We start from the raw sequence: 26652 nt of genomic DNA, 5'->3' as shown, positions 1-26652 counted from the left end.
CATGTCATCCATCACCACCTGGACCCGGATCGAGCCACGGGCCCGTGCCGGCGACATGCGCCCGGCGCTGGAGGCACAGGTAAACGACCCGCTGTGGACGCTGGCGCGGCAGTGGCAGTTCGGGGAGTTCCTCGGCGACGACGCGGGGTCGCCCGTCTGGGTCCGGGTCCGCGCCACCTCCGACCGCGTCACCAGGTTCCGTCCAGGTGCCGACCTCGTCGCCGAGGACTACGACGGCGCCACGCCGCTGGAGGTCCTGGTCGAGCGGGAGGAGCCCACACCGGATCTGCGTGCAGCCGCCGAAGCCGGGCAGCACTTCCTGCGTATGCTGGCCGCCGCCGGGTTGACCGGCGCGGTGGCTGACGCCATCGTGGCCACCTACCCGCTCCGGGCGGACGAGGCGCTGCTCGGTCCCCTCCTCGACGCCGCCGCCCGCCGTTACCTGGCGGTGGTCTCGGGTCGCGTCCCCGACGGAGCCGCCCTGGCGGACGCGCTGGGAGCGACGCTGCCGGACGGACTGCCCGAGTGGGGGCTGCAGGGCGCGGACGCCGAGACCGCCCGGCAGGTCGCGGTGCGCTGGCTCGCGTGGGCGACGTCCCGGCTGGCGACCGTCCGGCCGGAGCGGTCCGCGTGGAAGCCCGCCCGCATGGAGTACGAGTTCGCCGTGGGCGCAGACCGCGGCGGGCAGCAGGTCACCCTCGGCGCACCCGCGTACGACGGGGGCCGTCTGGACTGGCACTCGTTCGTCGTCGACGACAAGGCGACCCCGCTGCAGGCGCCGGCCGACCGAACAGAACTCGTCCGCACCGTCCTGCCCGCGCCGGCGTTCTTCGCCGGGATGCCCTCTCGGCGTTACTGGGAGTTCGAGGACGCCCGAGTGAACTTCGGTGGGATCGAAACCGCGCCGGAGGATCTCGCCCGCATGCTGCTGGTGGAGTTCGCCACGGTGTACGCCAACGACTGGTACGTCGTGCCCGTCGACGTTCCGGTCGGCTCGCTGACGAGCATCACCTCTGTCGTCGTCGCGGACACCTTCGGCGAACAGTGCCTGGTGCCCGGACAGGGCGATGGCAGGGGCGACGCCGGATGGTCACTGTTCCAGCTCGGCGCCTCGGGAGGAGTTGCGGCGGAGGCGGGCCTGTTCGTCGCGCCGGTGCTCGCCCAGACGCTCGAGAGCGACCCGCTGGAGGAGGTCGCGTTCGCCCGTGACGAGGGTGCGAACCAGGCATGGGCGATCGAACGCAAAGTCACCAACGCCGTCGGTCGCACCCTCGACCGGGCCGAGGCCGCGGCTGCCCCGGCCTTCGACGGAACCGGTGGAACCGCTGTCATCGGCGGTGACGGCACCGACCCGGCAAGGCTGCACTACCGGCTGATGACCGACGTACCCGAGCACTGGATCCCGCTGCTGCCGGTGGAGGTACGGCCGGGCGTCAACCACCTGCGACGCGCCACCCTCAGTCGCACCGGACCGGACGGCCAACCGGTCCCGCTGAACCCGCTCGGCCGGCTGCTGCGTCCGGGCGAACCGCTCGAACTGCCCGAGGAGGAGGTGCCGTCCGAGGGGGCCGTGGTCACCCGCACCACGCAGTACGCCAGATGGGTCGGCGGGGAGTCCTACTTCTGGGTCGGCCGCGGCAGGCGGGCCGGACGCAGACAGAGTTCCAGCGGCCTGCGCTTCGACACCATCGACTGACGTCGCCGTACACGGACCAAGACCGTGTAGGCACCGCGCCGTACACGAGTGACACCTGGGGGAAGGCATGGGGACGGTAGCTTCGGCGGCTGGCCTGGCGGCGACGATGCGACTGCGCCGCCGGCAGCGGGAGGCGTGGCAGGACGGACCGGCGGTCGGCTCGGAGGAGGTGAAGGCCTACACAGCTCGGCTGGCGGACTATCTCGTCTGGATCGACCGCATGGAAGGAAGCTCGCCCACCCGCGAGGACTTCCGGCGGAACGTCCTCAATCTGCGGCGGCTGGCCTACAGCAGGTTCACCAAGGGGGCCGGCGCGAAGTTCGACGTTCTGTTCGACACCGAGAAACTGGCCGCGCCGCTCACCACCAAGGACGTGTCGGCGACGACGCTCGACCGCCTCTACTCGACCGGCAACATCATGACGGGGTCGCCGTTCGCTCCCTACTCCGGGTGCGAGCAAGCGCCGGTTGACACCAGTCACCTGTTCGTCGGAATCGACTTCGCGTTCAACCGGCGGGAGTTCAACACCTGGCGGATGGTCGCGACGATGCTGGACCCTTCTCTGGGTGAGGTGTTCGACACCGGTATCCAGGGGCTCGTCACCTGGGTGGGTGACCTCGCCTCATGGTTCGTCGAGTGGAATTCCGACCGCATCAAGGCGGAGGCGGCCGGTACGCCGTGGACGGCGGCGCAGAGCGAGGAACACCGCAAGTCGGTGCTGGTGCGGAAGATGTCGCTGCAGGACCTGCTCAGCGATCTCGACGCGCAGGTACTCGCCGCACACGCGGTACGCACTCCGAGCATCGTCAGCGTGGGCGCGCTCCTGCGCGGGTACTACCTTGACCCGCCGGTGACGGGAACGCCCCACGTCAGCACGCGGTTCGCGTCGTTCGTGAAGGCCGCCCAACCACCCATCCCGCACACCGAGTCCGGCTCCACGGTCACGCTGGACGCCAAGGCCGCGGAGTCGGTGGCCCAAGCCGTCACCCTGGTGGCCTGGTTGTTCCTGCTCATCGAACGCCGTGGTACGAAGGGGATCAAGGGAGCCGCCGAGTCGGCGCTCGCGGACGTGACCGCCCAGGCGACTGTGATCCGGTCGATGGCCGACGACTTCGTCGCGTTCCTCACCGCCGCGCTCACCGGAGGAGCGCCCTCCTGGCCGAGCGACCACCTCTACGCCCTGCAGACGAGGTACGGCGGCTTCTACCTCCAGCCAGGTGACTCCGATGCCACGAAGAAGTACGGCGGTGCCGTCCGGGCCGGCGATCCGGGCGGCCACGTGGAGAAGCTGCACGACGACCTGGTGCTCGTCGGCTTCACCTGCCTGCCGGCCAAGGGGACAGCCGCGTACCGCGAGTACGGGCGGTCCACGCAGTGGGCCGTTCGGCACCTCCAGGGGTACGCCGGCACCGAAGGGGTGGCCGGCGTACTGGAGCCGCTCACCGGCCCGCACGCCGCCGACCCGTTGTTCCATCTGCACAACCCACGCAGGTACTGGGGGCCGGTGCACGGCCTGCTCGACCCGGAGACCGCCACGGTCCTCGCCCGATGGGTGACCGACACGACCGCCCGCCGAGGTACGGCCCCGGGTGTCACCGAGCGGGTCAAGGTCGCCGACCGGCTGCACTGTCCGGTGGTGATGGAGTCGTGGAAGTGGAACACCGCCAGCGCGCCGACGACGTTCGTCAAGGACCGGATCTGGTTGCGCGACGATCCGGCCGTCGGGGACGCCGTCTGGGCCCGCGACGCCTCGATGTACTACGACATCCCCGCCAACCGCGTGGTCGCTCCCGTCGACGGCGTGGCGGCCGGTTCGATGGCGAGTGTTCCGGGCATGGGGCAGGGCCCGATCAGCCGCTCGTACAAGCCGAACTCCCTGTGGTCGCCGGACACCCGTGTCGACCCGATGCGGCTCACCGGTGCGGCAATCGATCCCGCGACCGATGTGGCGCGTGCCAGCACCTACCGCGTCGTCGCAGCGGTCGCAGCGCTGGAGTGCGGGTCGTACCTCGACTCGATGAACGGCTGGGACAGCGCGGTGGTCTCGCTCGGGGTGGCGCACTGGACCATCTGGCCGGCGCACCACACGGGGGAGTTGTTCGCCCTGCTGGCGTACCTGCGAATGAAGTACCCGGCGGTCTACGAACGCTATCTCGGCGTCTTCGGCGTCTATCCCGCCTACCCGTGGCCGCAGACGTGGCCCAATCCGATGTGGGACCCGGGTGCGCGCAAGTACGTCTGTGCGCCGGTGCTCTACGGCCTGCCCGGAAGTGGCGGGAGCTACCAGCGTGATGTCGCCGTGCCCGTCACCGAGGCGGACGACTTCGAACGCTTCCGGGACTGGCACTGGTGGTACCGCTTCCTGATGATGTGCCGCAACAGCCCGGAGCTCTGGCGGTGTGAATGGGACATGGCCCGCACGCGTATCCGGGACATCCTTCGCACACCGTGGGCGAAAGCCGTGGGGACGAACGTACCCACCGTTCCCGACGGGAACGGTGGAACCCGTCCGGCGACCTTCGGGGACGTCTTCACCTGCGAGCACGCGGTCGCGCTCGTGTACCGCTACCACGTGAACTTCCCCAACCCGATCATCTCCTCAGGCCGGGCCGGAACCAAGATGGCCGACACCATCGCGGGCGCGAACCTCGCCAGCATGGACACCACGACCTGGGGTGACGCGGAGCAGACGAAGATCGTCGCGGCGCTCCGTGTGAACTATCCCGCCAGTTTCGCCGACGTCGGCACCGCCTGGGACCACTGGAGCGATCCGGCGCTCGGTGCCGACGGAAGCCTCCGGGAAGGGCACGGGTCGTTCGTTCTGGACGACACCGACCTTCCGTTGCCGATGTCCTGACCGATCCTTCCTCTTCCGGACCACCTTCACCGTAAGCTCGTTCATCTCAGGAGTCCGCGCCATGGCCCGTTATCCGCACGCCGACTGGGATCCGCTCCCGGAGGCGAACACCCAGCCCCGCATCCGACCATGGGGAGCCGTTCTGCACACGGCAGTCTCCAACGCCAAGAACATCAAGAGTGTCTGGCTACAGTCGTCGATCGAGAGTCACTTCTACGTCGCCGAGGACGGCAACGTCCTGCAGTACGTCGACACCGAACGCGTCGCCCATTGTCAGTTGGACGGCAACTATTTCGGTGGCGGCAGAGGACACATCAGCATCGAGACCTGGGACGGCGCCGGCCGGGTCTGGGACGGCAAGGACGTCCGCAAGGTCCCTCGATGGAACGACCACCAGATCGCCGCGATGGCGAACCTGCTCGTCTGGTTGAGAGACACCCACGGCGTGCCCCTGGTGAAACTGCCTGAGATCTTCGGCCGCGGCATCGGCTGGCACGCGCAGTACACCAGTTCCAAGCCGCCACGGTTCAACCAACACCATGCGTGCCCCGCACCCGCACGGATCGCCCAGGTGGGAGACGTCATCTCCGCCGCCGTCGCCGGGGGACAGCAACCCGAGCCGCCGCGCCCGCCGGGGTCGGCGGTGAGCCTCGCCGCCGTGACCAGGGCGGCGAAGCTGGACCCGAAGCGGCCGCAGGGTGCGGTCACGCCCGGAGCGGCGGACGACGTACGGCTCGTGGAGCGTGCGCTCGCCGCCGAGGGTCTGCTGTCGTCGCAGTACGCGAGTGACGGTTCGTTCGGCACCCGCACCGTCGCCGCCTACGCGCGATGGCAGCGGCGCTGCGGATACTCCGGAGCAGACGCGGACGGAGTTCCCGGATCGGAAAGCCTGAAGAAGCTGGGGGTCAAGCATGGATTTCGCGTCGTTGCCTGAACGGTTGGAACTGCGGCGGGTGGGCCGGTTCGTCGACTCGACCCGGCTGGCTCGTGAGCCGCTGCTGACCCGGGCCGCGGTGGCCGGCTCGGTCACCGCCCTGGCGGCCCTCGCGGGTGTCAGAAGCGGAGCTGTCGGAACACGCGACCGTCGGGTCCTTGGCGTCGCCAGTGTGCTGGCGCCGGCCGTCGTCTGGGCCTGGGCGGTCACCTCGGCACGCGCCCGGATCACGCCCGTCGACAGGCCGGCGGACCACGCCGGCAACCGACTCGTTCCGGCGGGCCTGCGCCACGATGTCGAGGACACCGACGAACTCCTCGAGCCTGCAGACGTGTCGTGACGTCCGCAGGTACGGCCCTGAACTGAACTGACGCTGTGTGGGTGGCGGTCCTGACCGCCACCCACACAGCTCGCCGACCAAGGTCGGCCCGACCGCGACATGCGCGGACCGTTGGCCTACCGACCCGAACTCGCCGACCCCGACTGAGGCGTCCGAGCCCCCGCTCGATGCTCCGTCCCACGTTGCCGAGGCGGATGTGAAGGATCGGTTCCCAACCTCGGCATTGACCTGTTGAGCCTTTACAAATAAAGCCCCCGGCCGCAAGCGCCTACTGCGCGGCGCGTGTCCTGCTTCGCTTTGGTCTGCGCCGCTCGAGGTCGTTTCACTTCTCATCGGCAGTTCGGAGACCCGAACTGATGCCGACAATGTTGTCCGCTTCTCTTATGGTTGAACGACGAGGAGCCGGCACACCAGGTGAACAAGTTCGCCAACCTTTCCCTCTCCTGACTCGTCGTAAGAACTCTGGGCGAGCAATTTCGAGTTCTGTCGAACTGCAGGAAGACTCGTGCCGGTATCTATTGCACTCTGGCGTCTGGAGTAGGTCGAAGGTCGATCCCTGTGCGGACCCGAATCGTCGTAGCCTTGCACGCCGCGGTGTTGGGAGGTGCGACACCACTGGTACAACCCCAGGAAGCCCCGGCGCGGATGGTACGCGCCTCCCTGGCGAGGTTGGGCTCTGCGCACGGGACGGTGCGGCAGCTCGGGCCCAGGTCGGCGCCCAGGTCGTAGTGGCCGAGGCGGGTTCAGCCGTCGTCGCAACGCTCGGTTGATTCGGAGTTGAGGAACTCTTGACCGTACGGTGAGAGTGGTGTTTTCTAGTGCACGGCCTCACAAAAGCGTTTGGAGGCCGTTGCCCAGGGGGACGGGGGTTCCGATGCTGGTCTCCTCTTTTTCTGTCAACTCGACCTCCTCGTCGACCAGACGTGCAAGGTCTTGCTCGACTCACTCGATCGGCCTCAGCCATCCCTCGACGTTCGCGCCGAGATGGGGCCGGCTTTCATCGCAACGCTTCACACGGTGCGGGGACTAGGAGGCGGCGATGGACGTCGGGCTCATCGAGCGGAACCCTCATGCCGCGCCGGCGCGGATGAGTCGCCTCGCGCATCAGAAGTTCGCGGGTCCGGAGGTGGACGGTGACCTCAAGGCCGCGGCCGAACGACTGGAGGAGATCCGGCAGCACCACCTCGACCTGTACGCCAGGCGCGACGTCGTCACCCAGACCACGTCCGCGGCCGGCGACCGGGTCGACTGGGTGCCTGTCGAGTCCCAGGTCGACGGCGCTCCGGCCGAGCCGCCGCCGCTGAATGGCATCGAGCAGGACCCGGCCCGTCGCACCCGTGCCGCCGCCCGTGCGCTGCGCGCACCGGAAGTGGAGAAGGGCCCGCCAGGCACGGTCCCGGTGATGCGCAAGAACATCGACCAGCTCCGCCCGGTCGGCACCCTTCAGGACTACCTCGCCAAGGGCCCCTACCGGCCCGAGTTCACCCCGCCGGACGACCCGCATCCGCCCGCCATCGGTGCCGAGCACAAGTACGCGCACGCCTACCAGTTCGTCACGAACTACGGCACCGAGGCCTACATCAACACCTGGAAGCCGTACGTCCAGTGGTCCAACGAGTTCTCCCTCGGCCAGCTCTGGACCGTACGGGGGAGTGGCGCCGCTCTGCAGACTCTCGAGGTCGGCGCCCAGACCTACAAGGACCTCAACGGCGACTGGGAGCCGCACCTCTTCATCTTCTACACCACGAACGCGTACTCCCAGAGCGGCGACAACCTCGGGGGTTACAACACCGACGTCAGGGGCTGGGTCCAGGTCGGCACGTCCTCCTTCCCGGGCATGCGGGTCGCCGAGAGCATCGCCGGCGGCGACCAGTACGACCTGCTGATCAAGGTCCAGCTCTACCAGGGCAACTGGTGGGTCCGCATCGGCGCCGAGTGGATGGGTTACTACCCGGCCAGCCTCTACAGCGACACCGGCCTTCGCACCATGGCCGACCAGGTCGACTGGGGCGGCGAGATCGTCGACGACTCAGCCAACCATCCCGAACCCACCAGCACCGCCATGGGCAGCGGGGCCCTCCCCGGCACGGGTTGGACGCATGCCGCCTACATGCGCAACCTCCGCTACCAGAGCGACGCGAACGGCACGATGGTGGGGATTCAGGGCGTGCCACAGGTCACCAACGCCGCGGCGTACGACATCTGGACCGACTTCAGCGGCACCAGTGGCTGGGGCTCGTACTTCTACTGGGGCGGGCCCGGGGGAGTGTGACGTGACCGCGGGAGACGAGCTGCCTCCGGTACTTCCGTCAGGGCCGGACGACGAGTACGAGTGCGTGCTCGTCGATCCGGAGGCGGCTCGCGCCCCGTCTGCGGGCGAACCCGGTGAGTCGCTGTGCCCGCCGGGATACGTCCCGCGGCTCAAGCGCCGAACACCTCATCGTCTGCACGGCAAGGAAGTGGCCTCGGAGAAGCCACCCGAGGAGAACCCGCATCCACCGCCTGCCGACTGACAGACGTGTGTCAACTGCTCCCCGTGTAGTTCCGAACGAGTGATTGGACCCCACCGCTACCGAGGAGGCAGGCGATGCCAGGAGCTCAGCTATGGCGAGTTCCTCGTCCAGGCATGGATCTGGAGACACTGCGCCGCATCGGGCCGTTCCGGCCCGGGATCCCGCGGTCGCAGGTCACCGTGCCTGTCAGCCCCGACGGGCGGGTCGACGACACGGTCCTGTTCCAGGATCCGGCCGACGCCGCGAAGGTCTACTACCTGCCCCGCTACCGGCTCCGCGTCAGCCCGGCCACGGGTCATTACGAGATCACCACCTCGTTGGCGGACGGTCTGTGGCGGATGACGTTCGGGCTGGAAAGCTATCCGGCACCGGAAATCTCCCGGGCGGATGCCGTGATCCTGCCGCACCAACTCTCCGTCAGCGTTTCGTCGGCCGGACAGATGGTGCGCGACTACCCCGTGGCCGAGTTCACCCCCAACTTCGGCGACACGCAGGTTCGGCCGGAACTCGTTCTGCTACTGGCGTTGCCGGAACGCGACGCGCTGCTGCGCGCGTTCACCCGCGACGAGGAGCAGGCCCAACTGGTGGTCCACCGCAGCATCACGGTCGCAGTGCAGTCGGCGTGGCGAAAGCCCGATCCGGGTGTGCTGGTCGTGGTGAAGCCCGACGTGCTCGACACGCACGTGATCCTCCCCGACCTCGTACTCAGCGTCGGCCCGAACCCCATCCCGGAGCCGATACGGCACTTCGAACCCATTCCCATCCCGGAGGAGGGGACTCCGAAGCCTCGTCCGAACGAGACACTGCTCCAGGCGGAGGGCGTGGCAGAGCGACTGAAGCAGGTGAACCTGCGACAGCAACTCGTCGTTGACCGGTCCTTCCGCCGGCTCTCGCTTCAGCCGGCCGTGGCCGCCGCGCCGCTGCTGCGGCAGGTCGTCGTGCGGGACGACGTGCGAACGCCCGACGTGGTGGTTCGCGACCACCGCACCCCCGGCGGGGACGGGACCGGACCTGTCGTGCGTGACCACCGGCGCCCCCTGGCCATCCCGTGGCCACTGCCGGTGCCTCCGGTGCCTCCGCTGCCGATACCCGACCCGGGTCCTGTCGTCGGCGGCGACGGCCCGAACGAGCCCGAGCCCCGGTACATGCTCGTCAGCAACACACTGGACAGCGTCGTGCCGCTCCGCTTCGACGTGGACGCCCACCCCTATCTGTTTCCCTCCGGCCAGCCGGCCGCGTCGAAGGGATTCGCCACCCTGGTCGTGCCCTGGCCGGCCGAAGGGCCCACGTCGCGCAACCACGTGTACTTCCAGGACCAGAACGGCGGCAACGTCTTCTACTACCTCCCCGACGCCTTCCTCATCGGACAGCTCGCCGAGGCGCCCTACGGCCCGGAACTGTCCTTCACGGTCGGCAGGGCGACCGATGCCCAAACCGGCACCGAGCGTGCGCTCGCCCTGATCAGCGTGCACCTGGTGCCACAGACCTCTCCGGCCCGGCTGTACGCCGCCGCGGCTGCCCTGGCCGGGCACGTACCCGCGGGCGCAGGCCCGCCGGAGCTGCGAGCGGCCGTCCATCCCGCCACCTGCACTCTTGGGCTGCCCGGGGGAGCGATCACGACGCACGCTCCGCCGGACCTGGTGCGCGGCTGGTGGGTCTCGGAGAGTTTCGCCTTCGACGACCTCCGCGACGTCTACGCCGTCCTGACGACCGGAGGCGCGGCCAGTGCACTGCTGCGCGGCCGGGTGGACGTCACCGTGGACGATGAAGTCCACCAGGTGCCGGTCGAGTTGCGGCTCGATCGGCCGGCCGTCCCCCCACTGTCCTGGATGGAGAAGCCCGGCCCCGACGGCTCCCTGACGGTCACCCTGCTCAACGAGGGTGACGTTGAGTTGGACGTTCCCGTGTTGCCTGCCTGGACCGACGGAGCCGCGGCATCGATGACGGGTCCGCTGCCCGCGACGCTCGCTCCAGGCGCGACGCTCGACGTCACGGTCACCCCTTCGCAGGGCCCGGCGCAGCCGGACAAGGCCGACGTGACTCTCGACGTCAGCGGGGTCCGCGTCGTGGTGCAACCCGAGCAGGTCGTCAGCCAGACGCTGGACCGCCGGGTCGAACGCCTTCCACGCGTGGTCACGCTCATCACCACCACTGGAGGCCTTGGCACCTCGGGCGACCCCGAGCGCGACCTCTCGGTCATCGGCGTGCAGTTCGAGGGCGTGTCCGGCGCCGTACTCCTCGACCACACCACGCTCCAGCACGACGTCGCCGTACCGGTCCCACTCGAGGACTGGCTGCTCGACCGCGGGCTGGGGTCGTTCCGCTTCCGTCAGACCCTCGTGCACGTCTCCGGTCGCAGCCAGGCCGACACCGACTGGCGTTCCACCGACAGCAACCTACTGGCCCTGCCCCAGCCATAGGAGAACCCATGTTCACGGGCCTTCCCGACTTCGGCCGACCCGAGCGCTCCGGCGTGGCCGAGGGTTACGTCGCCTACGAGCAACCCGGCATGCTGTCGGTCGTTCCCACCTCGTTGAGTCCGGAGCCTCTGCAGGTCGACCAGTACCTCCAGGAGCGGGACGGCGGGATCGCGCAGTTCACGCTTGTCGCCGCCGGTTTCTCCTTTGAGACAGGCACAACGGCGACTGATCCGGCCACCGATCCGACCACCGGCACGGCGCACTCACGCCCCGCGCCGCTCGGTGAGGGATGGGTACGACTCGTCGCTCCCGCCGACCTCAGGCTGCCGTCCACCGCGCTCGTGCCGCAACCATGCGACGCGGCGGCCGGTGTGGTGCTGCCCACGTTGGTCCGCCTCGACGGCGTGGCCGGTGAGCTGCTCGTCGGCACCCTGAGGGCCGGCCTGCGAACCCTGGGGGCGGTCGCGCTGGTCACCGTCCGCGGGGTCGCCGCGCGCTGCCAGGGCAGGCTGACGGTGGACGTGGACGCACTGTCGAACGGGATCGGCCCGGCACCTGTGCGGCCCGCGAAGCTGGAGGAGTGGGCGCGCGCCGGTCTGCCTGGCGTCACGGTCACCGAAGGTCCGGACGACGTTCACCTGTTGGCCTCTGCCGTGGTGGATCGGATCGTGGCGCGACTGGCCGCTCCGGTGTTCGTGGACGAGGAGGAGGGCGGGTGGCAGTTCGCCGAGCAGGTGCGCACCTCGACCTTCACCTGGGACCTGACCGAGCCCGTCATGGCCGTACGCCTGCTGCGCCTGACCTGTGACCCGGTGCTCGGCGAGCACGGGGACGCCGCCGTTCGCCCCCACGAGGTGCCACCGCTCACCGACGGGCGGGAGCAGGTGACCGTTCACAGCACTCTGCCCGCGATGCCGGCCGGAGCGGTCGTGGCCTCGGTCCGTCTGACGGCACCGCCGGCCCTGCCCGTCCGACCGTTCGCGGCCGCGGCCACCGCTCGCCTCGTGCCGCCCACACCCGCTTCGGCGACGCTCCACCTGGCGCCTGGCGAAGCACTCGCCTACGACCTCGAGGGCTCGGTGGTGCTGGAGACCGACCAGGCGCCGAGGACGGTCGCCGGACAAAGCCGCCGCGTGACGGCGGACTCCACCCCGGTGGTGACTCCGGCCGACCTGGGGGTGAGGCTGATTTCCGCGCACGCCACCGGCGAACTGCTCGGCCTGGCCAACGTCACGGTCACCGCCCGGGCCCGAGTCGCAGAGGACCCAGCCGTCTTCGTCAGCCGGGCTTCGCTGTCCGTGGGTGACACCCGCGCCTGGCTCGCCGTCCCGCGCGGGGCCATCGACGTGGCGGTCGAGGCGGAGGCAACCACCCGCGGTCCAGATCCCCGAAGCGTCCGGCAAGCCTTACCCGACGCCGCGGTCTGGCTCGACCCGTTCTCGTTCACCAACCCGCCATGGGCGGAGCCGGACGACCGGGTGCTGGTGGTGGATTCCGCGGGCCTCAGGGTGGCCGGCCCGAAAGCCGGCGCGGACTGGCGCTTCCTGCCGTTGACCGCGGGGCCCGCGCGCGACGCGGGCGGCTCGCCGCAGCTGTCGCTGATCGAGGCGGCGGGTCTGGCCATGCTCATGGTGACCACCTCGCTGGGGGTGTCCGACGCCGCCCAGGAGACCGCTCGCCAGGCATGCGTCGCGGCCGGCGCGGCTGCGGATGTCCGGCTGTCGGTGGCGCCGTTCGAGGTGGAGGGCGCTGTCCAGCTCCTCGTACTGCGCGACGGGCAGATGGTCACCCTGGCCGCGGTGGGGGCGTCCAACACCGTCACGCAGGACGCATCCTTCAGCACCGCACTCGCCGAGTCCGACCTCGCCACCGTGAAGCGGGCGCTCGCCGGGGAGGCCGGTCTGGTCGCCGTCCACTACCTGCTCCGGGTCGCGGCCACCGGGCCGCAGGCCCTCGCCCTGGCCGGGGGATCCGGTGCAGTGCTCGTCGTCACCGATGCCAGTACCTGGCGGGTCTGAACCATCTTCAGGAGAGGAAGCTTCCATGCTCAAGCTGGACAACGTCAGGACGATAGAAAGCCATCAGGTCCACGGGGACGACGACCCGGCCCGCCCGAACGTCTTCTACGTCCTGCCCCGGTTCCCCCGGATCGCGCGCCTCGAGAACGGCGGACTGGCTCTGCGGTTCGTCGAGTACGACGCGATCCGGGTCGATGGCGACAGCCAGTTCGGCGGCTTCGTCGCCTTCGACACCGACCTCGGCCTGCTGCCCGAGACGGAGGACAAGATCCGGCAGAAGCTGCAGGAGGAGGTGAACGCTCGGTTCGGCGGCAACGGACCGAAGGTGGAGCTGCAGACCGTGCCCTGGCTCAGTGGCGCGGTCCGGCTGGTGCTGCAGCAGGACGGCAAGATCGTCGAACGGATCAGCGGAGCGACCACGCCCTCGCTCACCGGTGACAACACGGCCTGCTTCTTCCTGGAGCTCACCGTGCTCGGGACGGCCATCTTCAAGGAGACGCTGAGCAAGGGCACGTCCTCGGCCATCCAGGTGGTCTACGACCTCGACCACTACTGCCGGCTTCCCCAGGCGCATGCCTGGGGCACGTGGCACTCGTCGGCGTTCTACTCCTTCTGGCAGGACGTCGACACCGAGGACAACTTCTGGAGCGAGGACAGCTACACCGAGATCACTCGCTCCTCGCGGTACCAGAACGAGGTCACCGAGACCCACTTCGATCTGGTCGAGGACCCCAACCTTCCCCAGGACCAGCGTGCCCAGTTCGACAGCTGGGTGCACGAGCTGATCACGAAGCAGCTCGAGGCCGGTGTCCAGCGCAACCTGCTGCAGGCGATCCAGGCCGTCGACCCCAGCGTCAAGGAGTGGACCGAGGGACAGGACATCGAGGACGTCCACCGCGAGGTGACCAACACCCAGATCAGTGACGTGCGGGTCGAGTGGACCGAGGCCAAAGCGATCGTCCGGAGGATCAGCCCGAACGGCAGCCTGCCCACGGTGACCAGCCTCAAGGGCCCCGACGGTCAGCCGCTGAAGTGGGAGGACTACTACTCCAAGGTCAGCGTCGACGAGTTCCTGCGTACGCTGCGACTCAGCATTCGGGTGGACGCCGACTTCCCGGGGTACGGCATCACACTCGTCGAGGTGAAGGTGCGCTACCCGCACGGCGAGAACGCCAAGACGGTCGAGGCCACCTTCACCAAGGACGACGCAGGTAAGCCCCAGAAAGCGGAATTCATCGTCGCCGACAAGATCCGGACGTTCTTCTGGTCCTACACCGTGCATTTCGAGGGCGACACTCCGGCGTGGACGTCCGCGGAGGTGGAGGACGACGGCACCGATCTCAACGTCAAGCTCGCCAACCTGCCGGTGCTCAAGCTCGACATCGTCAACGGCGACGTCAACTTCGACCAGGTCAGCCGGGCCCGGGTGCGGGTGCGATACGAGGGCGGTGACCGGCCGGTCGAGCGGTTCTTCAACCTGACCGCGAACGAGGCCGCGCACAAGCTGCTGGAGGTGATCGGCAAGCCGCGCACGGGCGATGTCACCTACCAGACCACCTACACGATGAAGGGTGACGGCCGCGAGATCGCCGGACCCGAACTCACCACCGACGCCGACATCATCTCCGTCGACGACCCCTTCCGGGCACTGAAGACCATCACCTTCGTGGCTGTCGGAGACCTGCAGAACGACATCGGCGACATCTCGCTGCAGGCGACGTACGCGGAGCCGGACAACGGCTACCAGCAGACGTTCGGCGTCACGTTGAGCGGCGAGGGGAAGACCTTCGACACCTGGACGTTCCCCACCATCGACGAGGCCAAGGGCAAGCTCTCCTACCAGGCGACGATCGGGCACCGGGACGGCACCAGCGAGGACGTCGACGTTGCCGACGCCAAGGGCACGCGGTTCGAGGTCGGCCGGAAGTTCGCGGACAAGCTGGACGTGCAGCTCGTTCCCGACCTCCTCGACTGGACCAAGCTCAAGCTGGTCAACGTCTCGCTCCGCTACGACGGGAGTACGCCGCCCAAGACCGACGACTTCCTCTTCCGGTCCAGCGACACCGCAGCCAAGGCATGGACGGTGTTCCTGGCGCAGGGCGCGCCGGCCTCCTACTCGTACACCGCGACGTACTTCCTGCTCGACGGCACCCGGAAGATCGACAAGAAGGATGACGTCACGGACGAGTCGCTCTTCCTCGAGATCCCGGCCTGAGGGGTTGCCATGTTGTTGCTGGACTCCCGCTGCGCCGTACTGGACGGCATCTCGGTGTTCCCCGACCACTCCGACCCGTTGCAGTGGTACTACCTGCCCACCCAACCGCACCTGACCGTCGTCGACGGCACCCCGGCGTTCCAGCTCGTCGGGTTCCGTGGAACCCAGCAGGGCGGACTGCTCTCGTTCGACTGCAACATCGGGCTCGACCAGGCGCGGATCTCAGCGTTGCAGCAGAAGATCCGGTCCCAGTTCGACCTCGACGGCGATCCCCGCCTGGCCTCGGTGCCACTGGAGGACGGCACCGTGCACCTGATCATCATGGGTGCGGACAGCTCGGCTGCGCCGCCGTCGCCCGACGACGGGCAGCCGGTCCCCGAACAGCCGTTCGTGGTCAAGGCGGTGCACAACGCCAAACCCTCGCTCTACAACGAGAACCAGGCGTCGTTCTCGGTCCAGCTCGACGAGCAGGGGTACGCGATGGTGCGAGCGACGCTGGACGCCGCCATCCTGCCGGTCGCCGTCATCTACTCACTGGACTACCTCGCGCTGCGACCGGCCTACAAGGTGACGCTGTCGATCGACTGGGACCGCGTGCAGAAGCATCTCGACGAGACCTTCGGTACCAAGGTGTTCATCTTCTCGGCGGACATCTCCAAGGCGGTCGACGAACTCGACGAGTCCAAGGCGATCGACCTGCGCGCGGACACGTTCGTGGCGGAGGACACCGAGGGCGTGATCGACCGCCGTGACGCCGCCCTGGCTCAGGTGAAAGCGATGATTACCAGCGCGTTCTTCGAGCCCAGCCTGCCGCCATGGACCCCGGAGAAGCCGTCGGACTGGGAGCAGGCACTGAAGGCGATCGGCGACTTCGCCACCCAGCAGGCCGCCTGGGCGGCGGGTGGTCCGGCCATGCAGAACCAGCCGGTCACCTTCAGCTACAAGAAGACCGACTACACCCGGATCGACCGCAAGAACCTTGACGTAAACTTCTCCGAGCGGACCACGGTGCGCCGGTCGATCTATCCACAGGGGCACCTCGCGTCGCTGTTCGCGGCCATCGCCGCCTCGCCGGAACTGCTCGGCCGGCTCGTTCGTGAAGCGCAGGCCAGCGACTTCTTCACCAGGCGGAAGCTCCAGGCGCTCTACCGGCCCAACCTGGGCGCGCCGTTCATCGACAGCATCGACGTGCGTGCCGAGTACGGCGGCATCGCCCACAACGCGCTCCTGACACCCGACACCTGGACTACGACCTTCGAGTGGCTGAGCGACGTCCGGAACGGTGTCATGCAACAGGAGGTTGACGTCTCCTACGACGTGCGCTTCAAGAACACCGACACCTCCGAGCGGCCCGCCGAACTGAGCAGCGGGCACGAGAAGGCCACGGCTGACATCGTGTCGTTGCTGCCCGAGACCGAGCTCTTCACGATCAGGTCGGTGAGCCTGCTGGCGGAGCGGATCCCGTGGACCCGCTTCGACTCGGTCGAGGTGTACGTGCGTCACCGCGACGAGGAGCACAAGGTCGACGAGCGGGAGCTGTTCCGGCTGACCGAGAAGTCGCCCTCCGCGGTGTGGCCGATGTTCGTCGTCGACCGGGAGAAGACCTCGTACGAGGTGCGCACCGTGATGCGCGCCGTCGACGGCAACGACGTCGACAGTGGTTGGTCGATCAGTGACGAGGAACAGATCTCGGTACGCAACCCGTTCCGGGCCCGCACTTTCAGCGTCATGGCGAACGTGTCATGGACCGAGATACGCGACGTGTTCGTGGACGTGCGCTACGAGGACAAGGCCAACGACGTTCTCGTCGAGGACACCCTGCACCTGAGTCAGGGGACCGCCACGCCGACGTTCGTCGTCGACCTGCGGGACCCGACGCAGACGGCGATCGAGTACACCGTGACCTTCAGCTACGTCGACGGGCGGGTGAAGCAGCTGCCGCCCTCGGTGACGTACGAGCCGCGGATCATCGTCGACCCGAAGAGCCACGGGCACCGGGTGGTCCAGGTGATGCCACCGCCGGATTGGAAGACCCGAGGTGTCGAACTGATCTCCCTCGAGCTGCGGTTCGAGGACTTCCTCGAGAACCTCAACTACGCGGCCCAGCTAGAGCTCGACGGACCGGACGCCCGAGCCCGGTTCGAGTTCGACTACGTCGACGTCGCCCGCAACCGCTACGAGTGGCGCTCGATCGTCCTGTTCAGGAACGGCCTGCGGCACGTCACGAACTGGGTGGCGTCGGCCGAACCGGTACTGGTTCCCCGGCTCCCGTAGTCCGCCCCGATCGGAGAGCGAAGATGCTCAGCCTGGAAAAGCCCATGGTGGTGGACGGAATCACCGTCTATCGCGACCACGCCGACCCGAGCCGGTTCTGGTATCTGCCCGGCCGGGTGGCGCTGGCCCACCGCACCGACGGCGCCCCCGCTTTGTCACTGCTGACCTACCGGCCCGCGCAGGCCGGCGGGGTCTCGAAGGGCGGCGGGTACATGATGTTCGAGAGCACGCTCGAGTTGCCCAGGGCGACGCTCAGCAAGATCGAGTCGCGAGTGAGCACGGAACCCGGGGTCGTGCTCCCGGTGACCATCTCGCCACCCCCGTTCGAGAACGGCACGGTCCAGTGCATCGCGCTCGACCTGCAGGGGTCCGGCGGCACCGACGCGACGCCCGCACCGGAGGGTACGTTCCGTGCGACCGAGCAGATCCTCGGAGCAACCGTCCCGACGATGGACGCGGCCAACCGCGCGGCGTTCAACCTGGTACTCAGCCAGGAGGGCGCGATCATCATGGAGCAGGCCATCAAGCAGGGGCTGACCCCGGTCGGCGTCGTCTACTCGCTGCAGTACCTCGCGCTGCGTCCCAGCCTCGACGTGACGATCACCGCACACCTCGAGCAGGTGTACTCGGGACTGAGCGCGAGCCTCGAGGGGCAGTACATGTACTTCAAGGTGGGTCTTGAGGCCGCGTTGGAGTGGCTGAAGGCCCAGGGCGCGATCACCATCACAGTGAACAAGTTCACCGACGACGCGGACCTGAAGGACCAGGAGAAGTGGGCTCTCCAGCTCTTCACCGACCACCTGCTCGCCGAGTGGTTCACGCCCACGCTGGCTCCCGGCAAGCCGGCCACGCCCACCCCCACGCCGACTCCGACGCCGACGCCGACTCCCAATCCCACGCCGACGCCGACTCCCAACCCAACGCCGACGCCGGCCCCCCGCCCCACGCCCACGCCGACTCCGACACCGACTCCGACCCCGACACCGACCCCGAATCCGACTCCTAATCCCACGCCGGCGCCGACTCCCAGTCCCACGCCGGCGCCGACTCCCAGTCCCTCGCCGGCGCCGACACCGCCCGTCGGCGGTGTAACGGTGCCGGTGCCACCTGCGGCGCCTCCGGCGGCGGTACTCCAGCAGGAGTCCAGCTCACCCAATCCGCTCCCGACCGGCCTGTCGGTGACGCACACGCCGTCCACCACCGGCACGACCGAGAGCGTGCGGATCACCGGCGCCGGCGCGCACGTCCGCCTGGCCGGGCAGGAGGTGACTCTGGGCGCCGACGGCACGGTGACGCGGGTGCTGAACCCCGGTGAGTCGGTCCACATCGACGTGAACTGGGATTCGCCCGGCGCGGGGGAGACCTTCTGCCTGTACTTCGACATGGACAAGCCCGCGGAGAGCGGCTGGTCCACCCAGCCGCCGAACACCGAGTTCCGCTCCTATGTCGAGAACACCACGACCGACCCGCGATTCAGGTCGGCGACCGGGATTCAACAGATCCAGGGGGATGGCGCCTGGACTGGTCCCGAGCAGGGCGCGGACCGACTGAGCCGGTGGATTGCCCAACTGCCCGCACCCAGACAGGTCGAGGTCCGCGGCTACGCGAGCCACGAGCACACCCACCCGGAGGCGGATCCGGTACGAGCGGCGTACAACCTGCGACTGTCCCGGCGCCGGCTGGACGTGGCCGTTGCCCTGGTACGGCGAGCCGGCGGGGACCCGGTGGTCCAGGACGCGCTCGGCGACACCGTTGCCGCCGCACGTCCGGGCAGCCACAGTGAGTTCGGGGGCGACCCGGACAACCGCGTCGCGCAGATCAGGCAGCACAACCCGGCGGCCGGACCTTCCTGGAGCGGGACGCTGAGCCGAGCAGCCGCTCCGAACCCGACGCCGACGCCGACTCCGACGCCGACCCCGACACCGAACCCGACTCCAACTCCCACGCCGTCGCCGACTCCAACTCCCACGCCGACTCCCAATCCAACGCCGACGCCGACTCCCACGCCGACTCCCACACCCACCCCGACTCCAACTCCGGCTCCGAACCCCGGCCAGGCGCAGTTGCCGACGTTGGCGGCGTTCAAGCTCCGCTACGTCAGGCAGGAGGAACGCCGGGACCTGACCCTTCGCTACCAGCGCAGCGACGCGGTCCGGGAAACCCTTGCACCGCAGGGATTCCTCGGACTGCTGGCCAAGGACCTGAACGATGCGGAGAAGGTCGTCACGCTGATCGACCTCGACCACAGGTTCTTCCGGCAGTTGGACGTCACCGCCCGGATGCCGGGAGACATCAGCGACCTCGGGCTGACCGAGGCGCAGCTGTCCATCGATTACGGTCCGGCGGACCACATGCGTCACGGCGACCTGGTGTTCACGCCACAGCAGACCGCTCCGCAGACGTTCACGACGTTCCTCGACGACAAGCTGACCCTCAGCTACAACGCCCGCCTGGACCTCACGTTCGACGGGACCTCCGGTTGGGACGGCGACGCCCTGAGGTACTCGATCCCGCTGCCCAACTCCACGGACCGGGACGTGGTGATCAACCCGTACGAGCATCTGGACCTACGGACCATCACCATCGAGCCCGGCAACATCGACTGGGAGGTGGTGGCCTCCATCGACGTACAGCTCACCGCGAAGGGTTACGGGGAACGGGACCTGCGGCACCTGGTGACACTGCGGAAGGACACCGCCAGTCAGGTCTGGCGGCTGCGTGGAGCTCTGCCCGCGCCGGCGGAGCGAGGAGTGTCGGTCAGTTTCGTGCAGACGCTCACCGACGGCACCGTCGACCGGACGGAGCCGGTACCGGTCGACCTCTCCCTGGTCCGGGTGCACGACCTCTTCCCCGATGCCCTCGAACTCGTCCTCGTACCCTCGTTCCCGTCCGCCGGAGTGGACCGCGTGTTCGTCGACATCGAGTACCACGACGAGCCGCACGCGTACGACCGGGTCCTACGCCGTGAGCTGCCGGGCAACGCCACCGAGCCGCTGCGCCTGCGTATCCCGCTGCGCGACGCCACCCAGCGTGAGTACAGCGTGCGCTTCACCTTCACCGGGCCTGGCGGTTTCGACCAGCGTGCCTTCGTGAAGACAACGGAGGAGGTGATCCCGATCCGGTGAACGCCGCAACCGCCCGGCAGTGGTCGCCTGCGCTCGGTCGAGCCTTCGACCGGATCCGAGTCACCCGGGCAGCCGCAGCCGGTGCCGACGCTGCCGAAGAGGCGCTGACAGAGGCACTCCGGCCGGTCGTCGACTCGAACTGGCCGGAGGTCGCGTGGCGCTTCGGCGTGCTCACGGCCACCGGCTACCCGGTCGAAATGGCCTGGGCGTCGCGGGACGTCGCGCTGCGGTGGACCTGTGAGGTGGCCGGACCTGAGGTCCCCGAAGCGGATCGGCTGAGGTTGGCGCAGCAGGCGGCAGCAGCCACGGCCGGGTCGCGGCCGGATCTGCGTCGATGGAGCAAGGTGCAGGATGGGCGGCGCCTGCGTTGGGGAGCCTGGTTGGGGTTACGTCAGCTCGACGGTTCGCGGCGGGCCAAGGTCTACCTTGAGTTGCCGTCGGAACCGTCGTACGAGGGCGCGCCGGAGCCATGGGCCGACGCCGGCTTGCAGCTGGCGTCCAGGGTGCTCGGGCTGACCTGGCGGATGGCGGGGGTCAACGACGACGGCTCGGTCGAGCTCTACGCCCGTGTTCCGGAGCTGAGCTGGTCAGAGCTGGCCGCGGCGGCAAGCCTGGTCGGCCACGAGGACCGGCTGGTAAGTCTGGTCGGCAACCTGATCACACGGGATCAGGTGGGCCGTCGTGTCGTGCTCCCACGACCTTCCGGGCTCAGCCTGGTGCTGGCGCCGTGGGGAACACCGATGGCGTTCACCTGGTTCACCATCGCGAAGTCGGTATGGGCCGACGACGAGGACGTCCGGGCGGCGGTGCTGCGGACGACCGCTCTCGTCGTCTGTCGATCGGATTCCACCGGGTTGTACCAGGCCCTCTCGTCGGGACCAGACGACGGCCGCTGGCGTCACGGCATGGTCGGCGTCGGGGTCGACCGCGCCGGCGGCACCTGGCTGCAGGCAGGTCTGCGACCGACATGACCGCACCGGGGGGCGTGGGCAGTGTGGTGCGGTGGGCCGACGGTCGTTCGGTCCATGACTCCAACGGGTTCGTCACTGCCCTGGCCGTACGTGAAGTACGCCGTGCGGGGAAGACGGTGCCCGAAGCCTGGCTCGATCTGCTCGAGACCTGTCGTCGTCCCAACGGCTCGTACGGGTTCTGGCCGTACGGCGCCACCCCGGCGTGGGCGCCGGAACTCCCCGCGGACAGCGACGACACCGCGGTCATGCTGCTGGAACTGGAGCGGGCCGGGCGGGTCTCACGCACCGAGGCTCGAAGCGTGGCCTGTCACACGGTGGGCGCACACCGGCTCCGCCGCGTGCTCGCTCCCGGCCCGCCCTGGCTGCGACAAGGCATGTTCACTACCTGGCATCGTCGGGGAGCCGGTCATGACATCGACCTCGTCGACCTGACGGCAGCCACCAACGTGTTGGCCCTGCTGTATTCGCTCGGGCTGCAGCAGATCCCCGGGGTGGAGGAGACGTTGGCCGGCCTGACGACCGGACTGGAGTGGGCGGCATCCTCCGCGGCCCGCTGGCAGAGCCTGTCACCCTTCTACCCGGAGCCCGACGAACTGGCGCGGGCACTGGATCACGCCACTCACTGCGGCGTACGGGGTCTGACGGACGGAGCCCGGACCGCGCGGCAGGTCTGCCCCCGTCAGAGCCTGGACGCCGTCTGCTCGATGGCTTACGGCCCGCCGACCTGGCACAGCTCAGATCTCGCGGCCATCCGCCGGACCGCATGACAGCGGTCCCTCCTGAGCACCACGGACGGTGACGTGGCGCCCGTGCTGTGTGCGGCATGCTCGGTCGCCTGCGGTTTTGTGCGATGGAGGTCCGGCCGTCTCCCGGCTGCAGCCGTCGGTCATCTAGTAATGCGTGTAGCACGAGCGAGGGCTGCGGCGGTGCCGATCGTGACCAGGAGTCCTGCGGCACCGGCTGCGAACAGGACGATGCCGGGTGAGGTCGATACGAGTGCGATGCCGCCGCCGAGGTAGGAGACGCCGGCGGCGAAGCCGATGGCGGTGGACAGGTTGGCGAAGACACGTGCCTGCATGGCAGTGGGGACGCTGCGCTGCAGGAGCGTGTGGCTCCCGGTTTCCAGCGACGCGATTCCGATGCCGCGCACCATCTGACAGGCGATTGCCGGTAGCACTGCCCAGGACACTCCGGTGAGCAGGTTGCCGAGGCTGCTGATCGCCATGCCGGCGACGAAGTAGGGTGCCGCTGCCACTCGGGTGACTCGGGTGAGGGCGAGGAATCCGAGCAGCATTCCGAAGTCGGCTCCGGCGTAGAGGAGGCTTGCCATGGAGTTGCCGGCGTGGAATGTGTTCTTGGCCAGGAAGACCAATGCGATGTCGTCCAGGCCGGTGCAGGCCACCAGCAGGCTGAAGCCGATCACGGTCGCGCGGACGGTTCGGTCGGTCCAGACGTAGCGCAGGCCTGACATGGTGTCGCGCCACAGCGCTGGTCGATGTGTCGGCGCGTGTGGAACCTGAGCTGGCTGGGGCGGGGCGAGGGGCGGGAGGCGCCACAGCAGGGCGGCCGAGATGAGGAAGGTTCCGGCGTTCAGAAGCAGGACTCCGCGCAGGCCGACGAGTGGCGTGAGAGCGGCGGCACCGAGGGGACCGACGAGTGAGAGTCCGTAGCTGCCGAAGCCGATCATGGAGTTGGCGCGAACCAGGTCGACCTCGGCCACCAGCTGCGGGACAGCACTGGACGAGGCCGGCTCGAATGCCCTCGCCAGGTTGGCGTTCACAGCAACAAGGAGGAGCAGAACAGGCAGGCTGGGCAGCCATGCGGCGATCGTCAGGACCGTGCCTGCCTGCAGTATCTGTGTGGCGAGCATCAGGCGGCGGCGATCCAACCGGTCGCCGATCGAGCCCAGTACTGGTGCAAGGACGCTCGGGGAGAAGTCGGAGACGATCAACAGCGTGGCGACCGCGGGTCCTCCACCGCCACGGCTGGCCACGTACAACACCAACGCCATGTGGGCCAGTGAGCCGCCCGCGAACGACACTGTGCGGGCCACACACAGCATCGCGAAGCTTGGATTGGTTCTGAGCAAGCCCATGCAGCGTTCCCCCGTGAAGCGGCGCCGTCATCCCATACTCGCGACCAAGGGCGCGTGCTCAGAGGAGAGTCTCCCAAGAGTCCCTGGTCTCCGGCCCGAACCGGACCGGCACGCCCTCAACGACACGCTCCACGGTAGAACTCCGGCGCGTACTCGTCATTGGTCCAGTCGACAAGAATGAGCGTGTCAACACCACGCCGGGCGTCGGGGTCTGGCGTGTGCTGACGGGTCATCGGGGACCTCCCCGCGCAGGACCCGACCCACCATCTGCCGCATCAGGATCCTGCTCGTTGTCGGCCGGGTGAGGAACGCTGTCCGAGCACTCCGAACGCCGACTCCCTCAAGCAGCATGCCGACGCGGCGTCGACTTAGCTGGACGGCGGGGGTTGAGACGCTCATCCTGAGGGGGCTCGGCAGTCGCCCGGGCCACCGGGCAGGGGGATGATGACCGGGCATATGAGGGGACTTACATGACAGCTGCAGAGAGGACCGGACCATCGGCCACCGAACCTCCCAGGGGAGCAGGCACCGGAGCGAACCCCGGGACCAGTGTGCCGCTGCTGTTGGATACCGGCTTCTTCCAGGATCCGGAGGCGGTCTACTCCGTACTGCGGGAGGAGGGCCCGGTCCGGAAGGTCGTCTTTCCCCTCGGCTGGGGGGAGGCCTGGATCGTGACCAGGTACGACGAGGCCCGTGCCGCGCTCGCTGATCCTCGTCTGCTCAAGAACGACCGTGTGGCGGTCGCTCAGTACCTGGATCCCGAACAGATCGGTGGGTTCAAGCTGGGCGACGACGAAGGGCTGCTGGCACACATGCTGAGCTCGGATCCGCCCGACCATACCCGGCTGCGCACGCTGGTCAACAAGGCGTTCACCTCCCGCCGGGTGGAGGCGCTGCGTCCCCGGATCGAGGCGATCACCGAGGAACTGCTGGACGCGATGGCTGCGCGTGGCGCGCACGGTGAGCCGGTCGACCTCATCGACGCGTTGGCGGGCCCTTTGCCGATGACCGTGATCTGCGAACTGCTCGGCGTTCCCCCGAGCGACCGCGACGACTTCCGCTCCTGGTGCACCGTGATCACCGCTGACGACCTGACCGATGACGTGGAACGCACCATGTCGGCCGCCATTGCCGGCTACCTCCGCGAGCTGGTCGCTGCCAAGCGTGCCCAGCCCGGTGAGGACCTGCTGACCGCCCTGGTGCAGGCGCGCGACGACAACGATCGGCTGGACGAGTACGAACTGATCGCGATGGCGTTTCTGCTCCTGCTCGCCGGGCACGAGACGACCGTCAACCTGATCGGCAACGGCATCCTCGCCCTACTGCGCAACCCCGGCCAGCTCGACCGGCTGCGTGCAGACCCGTCCCTGGTGGGCGGCGCGGTCGAGGAGTTCCTGCGCTACGACGGACCGCTCAACCTGGCCACCACGCGGTTCACCTCCGAACCGGTCCGACTGGGCGGGGTGGAGGTCCCGCGCGGCCAGATCGTCATGGTTTCGCTTGCCTCGGCCAACCACGACGAAAGCCGATTTCCCCACGCAGGGCGGCTCGACATCACCCGCCGCGGCAGCGGACACCTCGGCTTCGGCCACGGCATCCACTATTGCGTGGGCGCACCACTGGCCCGACTGGAGGGCGAGATCGCCTTCCACCGGATCCTCGAGCGCTTTCCCCAGCTGTCGCTGGCGATCGAGCCCGATGAGGTGCACTGGCGGCAGAGCATCGTGTTCCACGCCGTGGAACGCCTTCCCGTACGGCTGTTCTGACCGCGTCCGTACCGCTCCTGACAGCTTCCCGTACGACCGTCTTCGCCTGAGCAGAGAGGCTTATCGCAATGGAGCAGACGCCACAGGAGACCTTTCAACGACATGTAGCCGCGCTGTCGGCCGGCGACCTTGACACCCTGGTATCCGACTACGCCCATGGTGCCCTGGTGCTGACGGCGACCGGTGAATACCGCGGGCGAACCGCGATCCGAGAGCTGTTCGAGGGGTTGGTGAACGCCCTTCCACAGCTCTCCCTTGAAGCGGTGTCCGCTGTGTTCGCCGACAACCTCCTCCTTCTCCACTGGAGAGCCGATTCGACGCTGAACTCCATTTCCGACGGTGTCGACACCTTCGTCTTCAACGCAGGGCGCATCCAACACCAGACGATCTCCTGCACGCTAACGCCCAAGACCTGATGCGTTAGGAGGAACGCTGCTGGTATTCGAGAACGTGCAGGCGCCAGCGAGCGCGCGTCGGGACGGGCCACGGTCCGGGCACACGAGGGGGAGTCAGATGGCGGACGTAGGGGTGAGCGGATCGTCGGCCACCGAGCCCGCCACAGCGGCGGCTGGGGCGGGCAGGATGCCGCCGTTGGTGCTGGACGCCGGCTTCTTCCAGGATCCGCAGGCGGTCTACGCCGTACTGCGGGAGGAGGGTGGTCAACAAGGTGTTCACCTCCCGCCGGGTCGAGGCCCTCAGGCCGCGGATCGAGGCGATCACCGAAGAGTTGCTGGACGGCATGGCCACGCGTGGTAGGGACGGCAAGCCGATCGACCTGATCGAGACGTTCGCGTTTACGACGGGCCGCTCAACACCACGCTTGCGCGGTTCACCGCCGAGCCCGTACGAATCGGTGACGTAGAGATCCCGCGGGGTGAAACCTTGCTTGTGGCGCTGGCCTCGGCCAACCACGACGAGCGCCGGTTCCCCGACGCCGGACAGCTGGACATCACTCGTCGCAGGAGCGGACACCTGGGGTTCGGGCACGGCGTCCACTACTGCATGGGCGCCCCACTGGCCCGGCTGGAGGGGGAGGTGGCGTCTGCCGTGTAGCGCGCGTGGGATCCGCGGCGGTTGCCATCGACTCGTGGCGACATGAATTGGCCGGCCCAGCCCGCCGTACGTAGATCTCACAGTTGACACGAAGGGACACCCTCGCAGCCACGGTCGGATGGCGCCGGCCTAGGGCTGCGACCGTCGTATCGTCGCCGCTTCCTGTCTGGACGCCTGAACTGCTCGCGAGTATTTAGAAAGAGCAAAGTCGGCGTGTCCTGAACTGTTCTGTGTACGTCCCGGCTCACCCAAGGTGGTTGATCCACTGATCCGCCCTGGCTGCGCCACGAGGGATGTGAAGCGGACGCGCCGTCGCCGTAACGGTTGAGAAGGGACGGCGCGCTGATGAAGCCCACAGGGATGCGTGTCGCGTGG

General features: G+C 68.5%; 18 protein-coding genes. 17 read left to right on the top strand and 1 reads right to left on the bottom strand.

The window, feature by feature from the left end:
• Position 1: 1 nt before the first annotated feature.
• The 13 genes from ABZV93_RS27370 (at position 2) to ABZV93_RS27310 (ending at position 22130) form a co-directional block, all read left to right on the top strand.
• On the top strand, positions 2-1696 hold the full coding sequence (locus ABZV93_RS27370) for a hypothetical protein (protein WP_354941551.1): 1695 nt from the start codon (positions 2-4) through the stop codon (positions 1694-1696).
• Between the two features lie 67 nt (positions 1697-1763).
• Entirely contained in the window at positions 1764-4553 is a 2790-nt protein-coding gene (locus ABZV93_RS27365) for a hypothetical protein (RefSeq protein ID WP_354941549.1), read from the top strand.
• A gap of 61 nt (positions 4554-4614) precedes the next feature.
• Entirely contained in the window at positions 4615-5487 is an 873-nt protein-coding gene (locus tag ABZV93_RS27360) for a peptidoglycan-binding domain-containing protein (RefSeq protein WP_354941547.1), read from the top strand.
• Positions 5480-5827 carry a hypothetical protein gene (locus ABZV93_RS27355; protein WP_354941545.1) on the top strand — a complete coding sequence of 116 codons (348 nt, stop codon included), beginning with the start codon at positions 5480-5482 and terminating at the stop codon, positions 5825-5827. The genes ABZV93_RS27360 and ABZV93_RS27355 overlap by 8 nt, the downstream gene beginning before the upstream one ends.
• Positions 5828-6866: 1039 nt before the next feature.
• A complete protein-coding gene (locus ABZV93_RS27350) occupies positions 6867-8099 on the top strand; it encodes a neprosin family prolyl endopeptidase (RefSeq protein ID WP_354941544.1) in 1233 nt (410 codons plus the stop codon).
• A 1-nt stretch (position 8100) separates the two neighbouring features.
• On the top strand, positions 8101-8340 hold the full coding sequence (locus tag ABZV93_RS27345; protein ID WP_354941542.1) for a hypothetical protein: 240 nt from the start codon (positions 8101-8103) through the stop codon (positions 8338-8340).
• Positions 8341-8453: 113 nt separating this feature from the next.
• Positions 8454-10760 carry a hypothetical protein gene (locus ABZV93_RS27340; RefSeq protein WP_354941540.1) on the top strand — a complete coding sequence of 769 codons (2307 nt, stop codon included), beginning with the start codon at positions 8454-8456 and terminating at the stop codon, positions 10758-10760.
• Between the two features lie 8 nt (positions 10761-10768).
• Positions 10769-12778: a hypothetical protein gene (locus ABZV93_RS27335; protein ID WP_354941539.1), complete on the top strand. Its 2010-nt coding sequence runs from the start codon at positions 10769-10771 to the stop codon at positions 12776-12778.
• A 25-nt stretch (positions 12779-12803) separates the two neighbouring features.
• Positions 12804-14993 (top strand): hypothetical protein, encoded by a 2190-nt coding sequence (locus ABZV93_RS27330; RefSeq protein ID WP_354941537.1) that lies wholly within the window; start codon positions 12804-12806, stop codon positions 14991-14993.
• Between the two features lie 9 nt (positions 14994-15002).
• Positions 15003-17267 carry a hypothetical protein gene (locus tag ABZV93_RS27325; RefSeq protein ID WP_354941535.1) on the top strand — a complete coding sequence of 755 codons (2265 nt, stop codon included), beginning with the start codon at positions 15003-15005 and terminating at the stop codon, positions 17265-17267.
• Positions 17268-17290: 23 nt separating this feature from the next.
• Positions 17291-20392 (top strand): hypothetical protein, encoded by a 3102-nt coding sequence (locus ABZV93_RS27320; RefSeq protein ID WP_354941533.1) that lies wholly within the window; start codon positions 17291-17293, stop codon positions 20390-20392.
• Positions 20389-21363, top strand: coding sequence for a hypothetical protein (locus tag ABZV93_RS27315; protein WP_354941531.1), 975 nt, complete (start codon positions 20389-20391; stop codon positions 21361-21363). The genes ABZV93_RS27320 and ABZV93_RS27315 overlap by 4 nt, the downstream gene beginning before the upstream one ends.
• Entirely contained in the window at positions 21360-22130 is a 771-nt protein-coding gene (locus ABZV93_RS27310; RefSeq protein ID WP_354941529.1) for a hypothetical protein, read from the top strand. The genes ABZV93_RS27315 and ABZV93_RS27310 overlap by 4 nt, the downstream gene beginning before the upstream one ends.
• 119 nt (positions 22131-22249) lie before the next feature.
• Here the strand turns inward: ABZV93_RS27310 and ABZV93_RS27305 are convergent, their stop codons facing one another.
• A complete protein-coding gene (locus ABZV93_RS27305) occupies positions 22250-23425 on the bottom strand; it encodes an MFS transporter (protein ID WP_354941583.1) in 1176 nt (391 codons plus the stop codon).
• A 503-nt stretch (positions 23426-23928) separates the two neighbouring features.
• Here ABZV93_RS27305 and ABZV93_RS27300 point away from each other — a divergent pair.
• The 4 genes from ABZV93_RS27300 (at position 23929) to ABZV93_RS27285 (ending at position 26277) form a co-directional block, all read left to right on the top strand.
• The gene (locus tag ABZV93_RS27300; protein WP_354941527.1) at positions 23929-25224 is read left to right on the top strand and encodes a cytochrome P450; all 1296 of its coding nucleotides are present in this window, start codon (positions 23929-23931) and stop codon (positions 25222-25224) included.
• 68 nt (positions 25225-25292) lie between these two features.
• A complete protein-coding gene (locus ABZV93_RS27295; RefSeq protein ID WP_354941525.1) occupies positions 25293-25640 on the top strand; it encodes a nuclear transport factor 2 family protein in 348 nt (115 codons plus the stop codon).
• 251 nt (positions 25641-25891) lie between these two features.
• Positions 25892-26086: a hypothetical protein gene (locus tag ABZV93_RS27290; protein ID WP_354941523.1), complete on the top strand. Its 195-nt coding sequence runs from the start codon at positions 25892-25894 to the stop codon at positions 26084-26086.
• A complete protein-coding gene (locus tag ABZV93_RS27285) occupies positions 26074-26277 on the top strand; it encodes a cytochrome P450 (RefSeq protein ID WP_354941581.1) in 204 nt (67 codons plus the stop codon). Before ABZV93_RS27290 ends, ABZV93_RS27285 begins: the two co-directional genes overlap by 13 nt.
• Positions 26278-26652 lie beyond the last annotated feature (375 nt).

The organism is Actinopolymorpha sp. NPDC004070 (genome assembly GCF_040610475.1).
In the GTDB taxonomy this organism is placed as follows: domain Bacteria; phylum Actinomycetota; class Actinomycetes; order Propionibacteriales; family Actinopolymorphaceae; genus Actinopolymorpha.
This window is presented reverse-complemented; position numbering and strand designations above follow the sequence as displayed.

What these genes read in the sequence shown, in the direction of transcription:
- ABZV93_RS27370 (WP_354941551.1), top strand. Translation starts at nt 2, where the DNA reads ATGTCATCCATCACCACCTGGACCCGGATCGAGCCACGGGCCCGTGCC.
- ABZV93_RS27365 (WP_354941549.1), top strand. Translation starts at nt 1,764, where the DNA reads ATGGGGACGGTAGCTTCGGCGGCTGGCCTGGCGGCGACGATGCGACTG.
- ABZV93_RS27360 (WP_354941547.1), top strand. Translation starts at nt 4,615, where the DNA reads ATGGCCCGTTATCCGCACGCCGACTGGGATCCGCTCCCGGAGGCGAAC.
- ABZV93_RS27350 (WP_354941544.1), top strand. Translation starts at nt 6,867, where the DNA reads ATGGACGTCGGGCTCATCGAGCGGAACCCTCATGCCGCGCCGGCGCGG.
- ABZV93_RS27340 (WP_354941540.1), top strand. Translation starts at nt 8,454, where the DNA reads ATGGATCTGGAGACACTGCGCCGCATCGGGCCGTTCCGGCCCGGGATC.
- ABZV93_RS27335 (WP_354941539.1), top strand. Translation starts at nt 10,769, where the DNA reads ATGTTCACGGGCCTTCCCGACTTCGGCCGACCCGAGCGCTCCGGCGTG.
- ABZV93_RS27330 (WP_354941537.1), top strand. Translation starts at nt 12,804, where the DNA reads ATGCTCAAGCTGGACAACGTCAGGACGATAGAAAGCCATCAGGTCCAC.
- ABZV93_RS27325 (WP_354941535.1), top strand. Translation starts at nt 15,003, where the DNA reads ATGTTGTTGCTGGACTCCCGCTGCGCCGTACTGGACGGCATCTCGGTG.
- ABZV93_RS27320 (WP_354941533.1), top strand. Translation starts at nt 17,291, where the DNA reads ATGCTCAGCCTGGAAAAGCCCATGGTGGTGGACGGAATCACCGTCTAT.
- ABZV93_RS27310 (WP_354941529.1), top strand. Translation starts at nt 21,360, where the DNA reads ATGACCGCACCGGGGGGCGTGGGCAGTGTGGTGCGGTGGGCCGACGGT.
- ABZV93_RS27305 (WP_354941583.1), bottom strand. Translation starts at nt 23,425, where the DNA reads ATGCTGTGTGTGGCCCGCACAGTGTCGTTCGCGGGCGGCTCACTGGCC.
- ABZV93_RS27300 (WP_354941527.1), top strand. Translation starts at nt 23,929, where the DNA reads ATGACAGCTGCAGAGAGGACCGGACCATCGGCCACCGAACCTCCCAGG.
- ABZV93_RS27295 (WP_354941525.1), top strand. Translation starts at nt 25,293, where the DNA reads ATGGAGCAGACGCCACAGGAGACCTTTCAACGACATGTAGCCGCGCTG.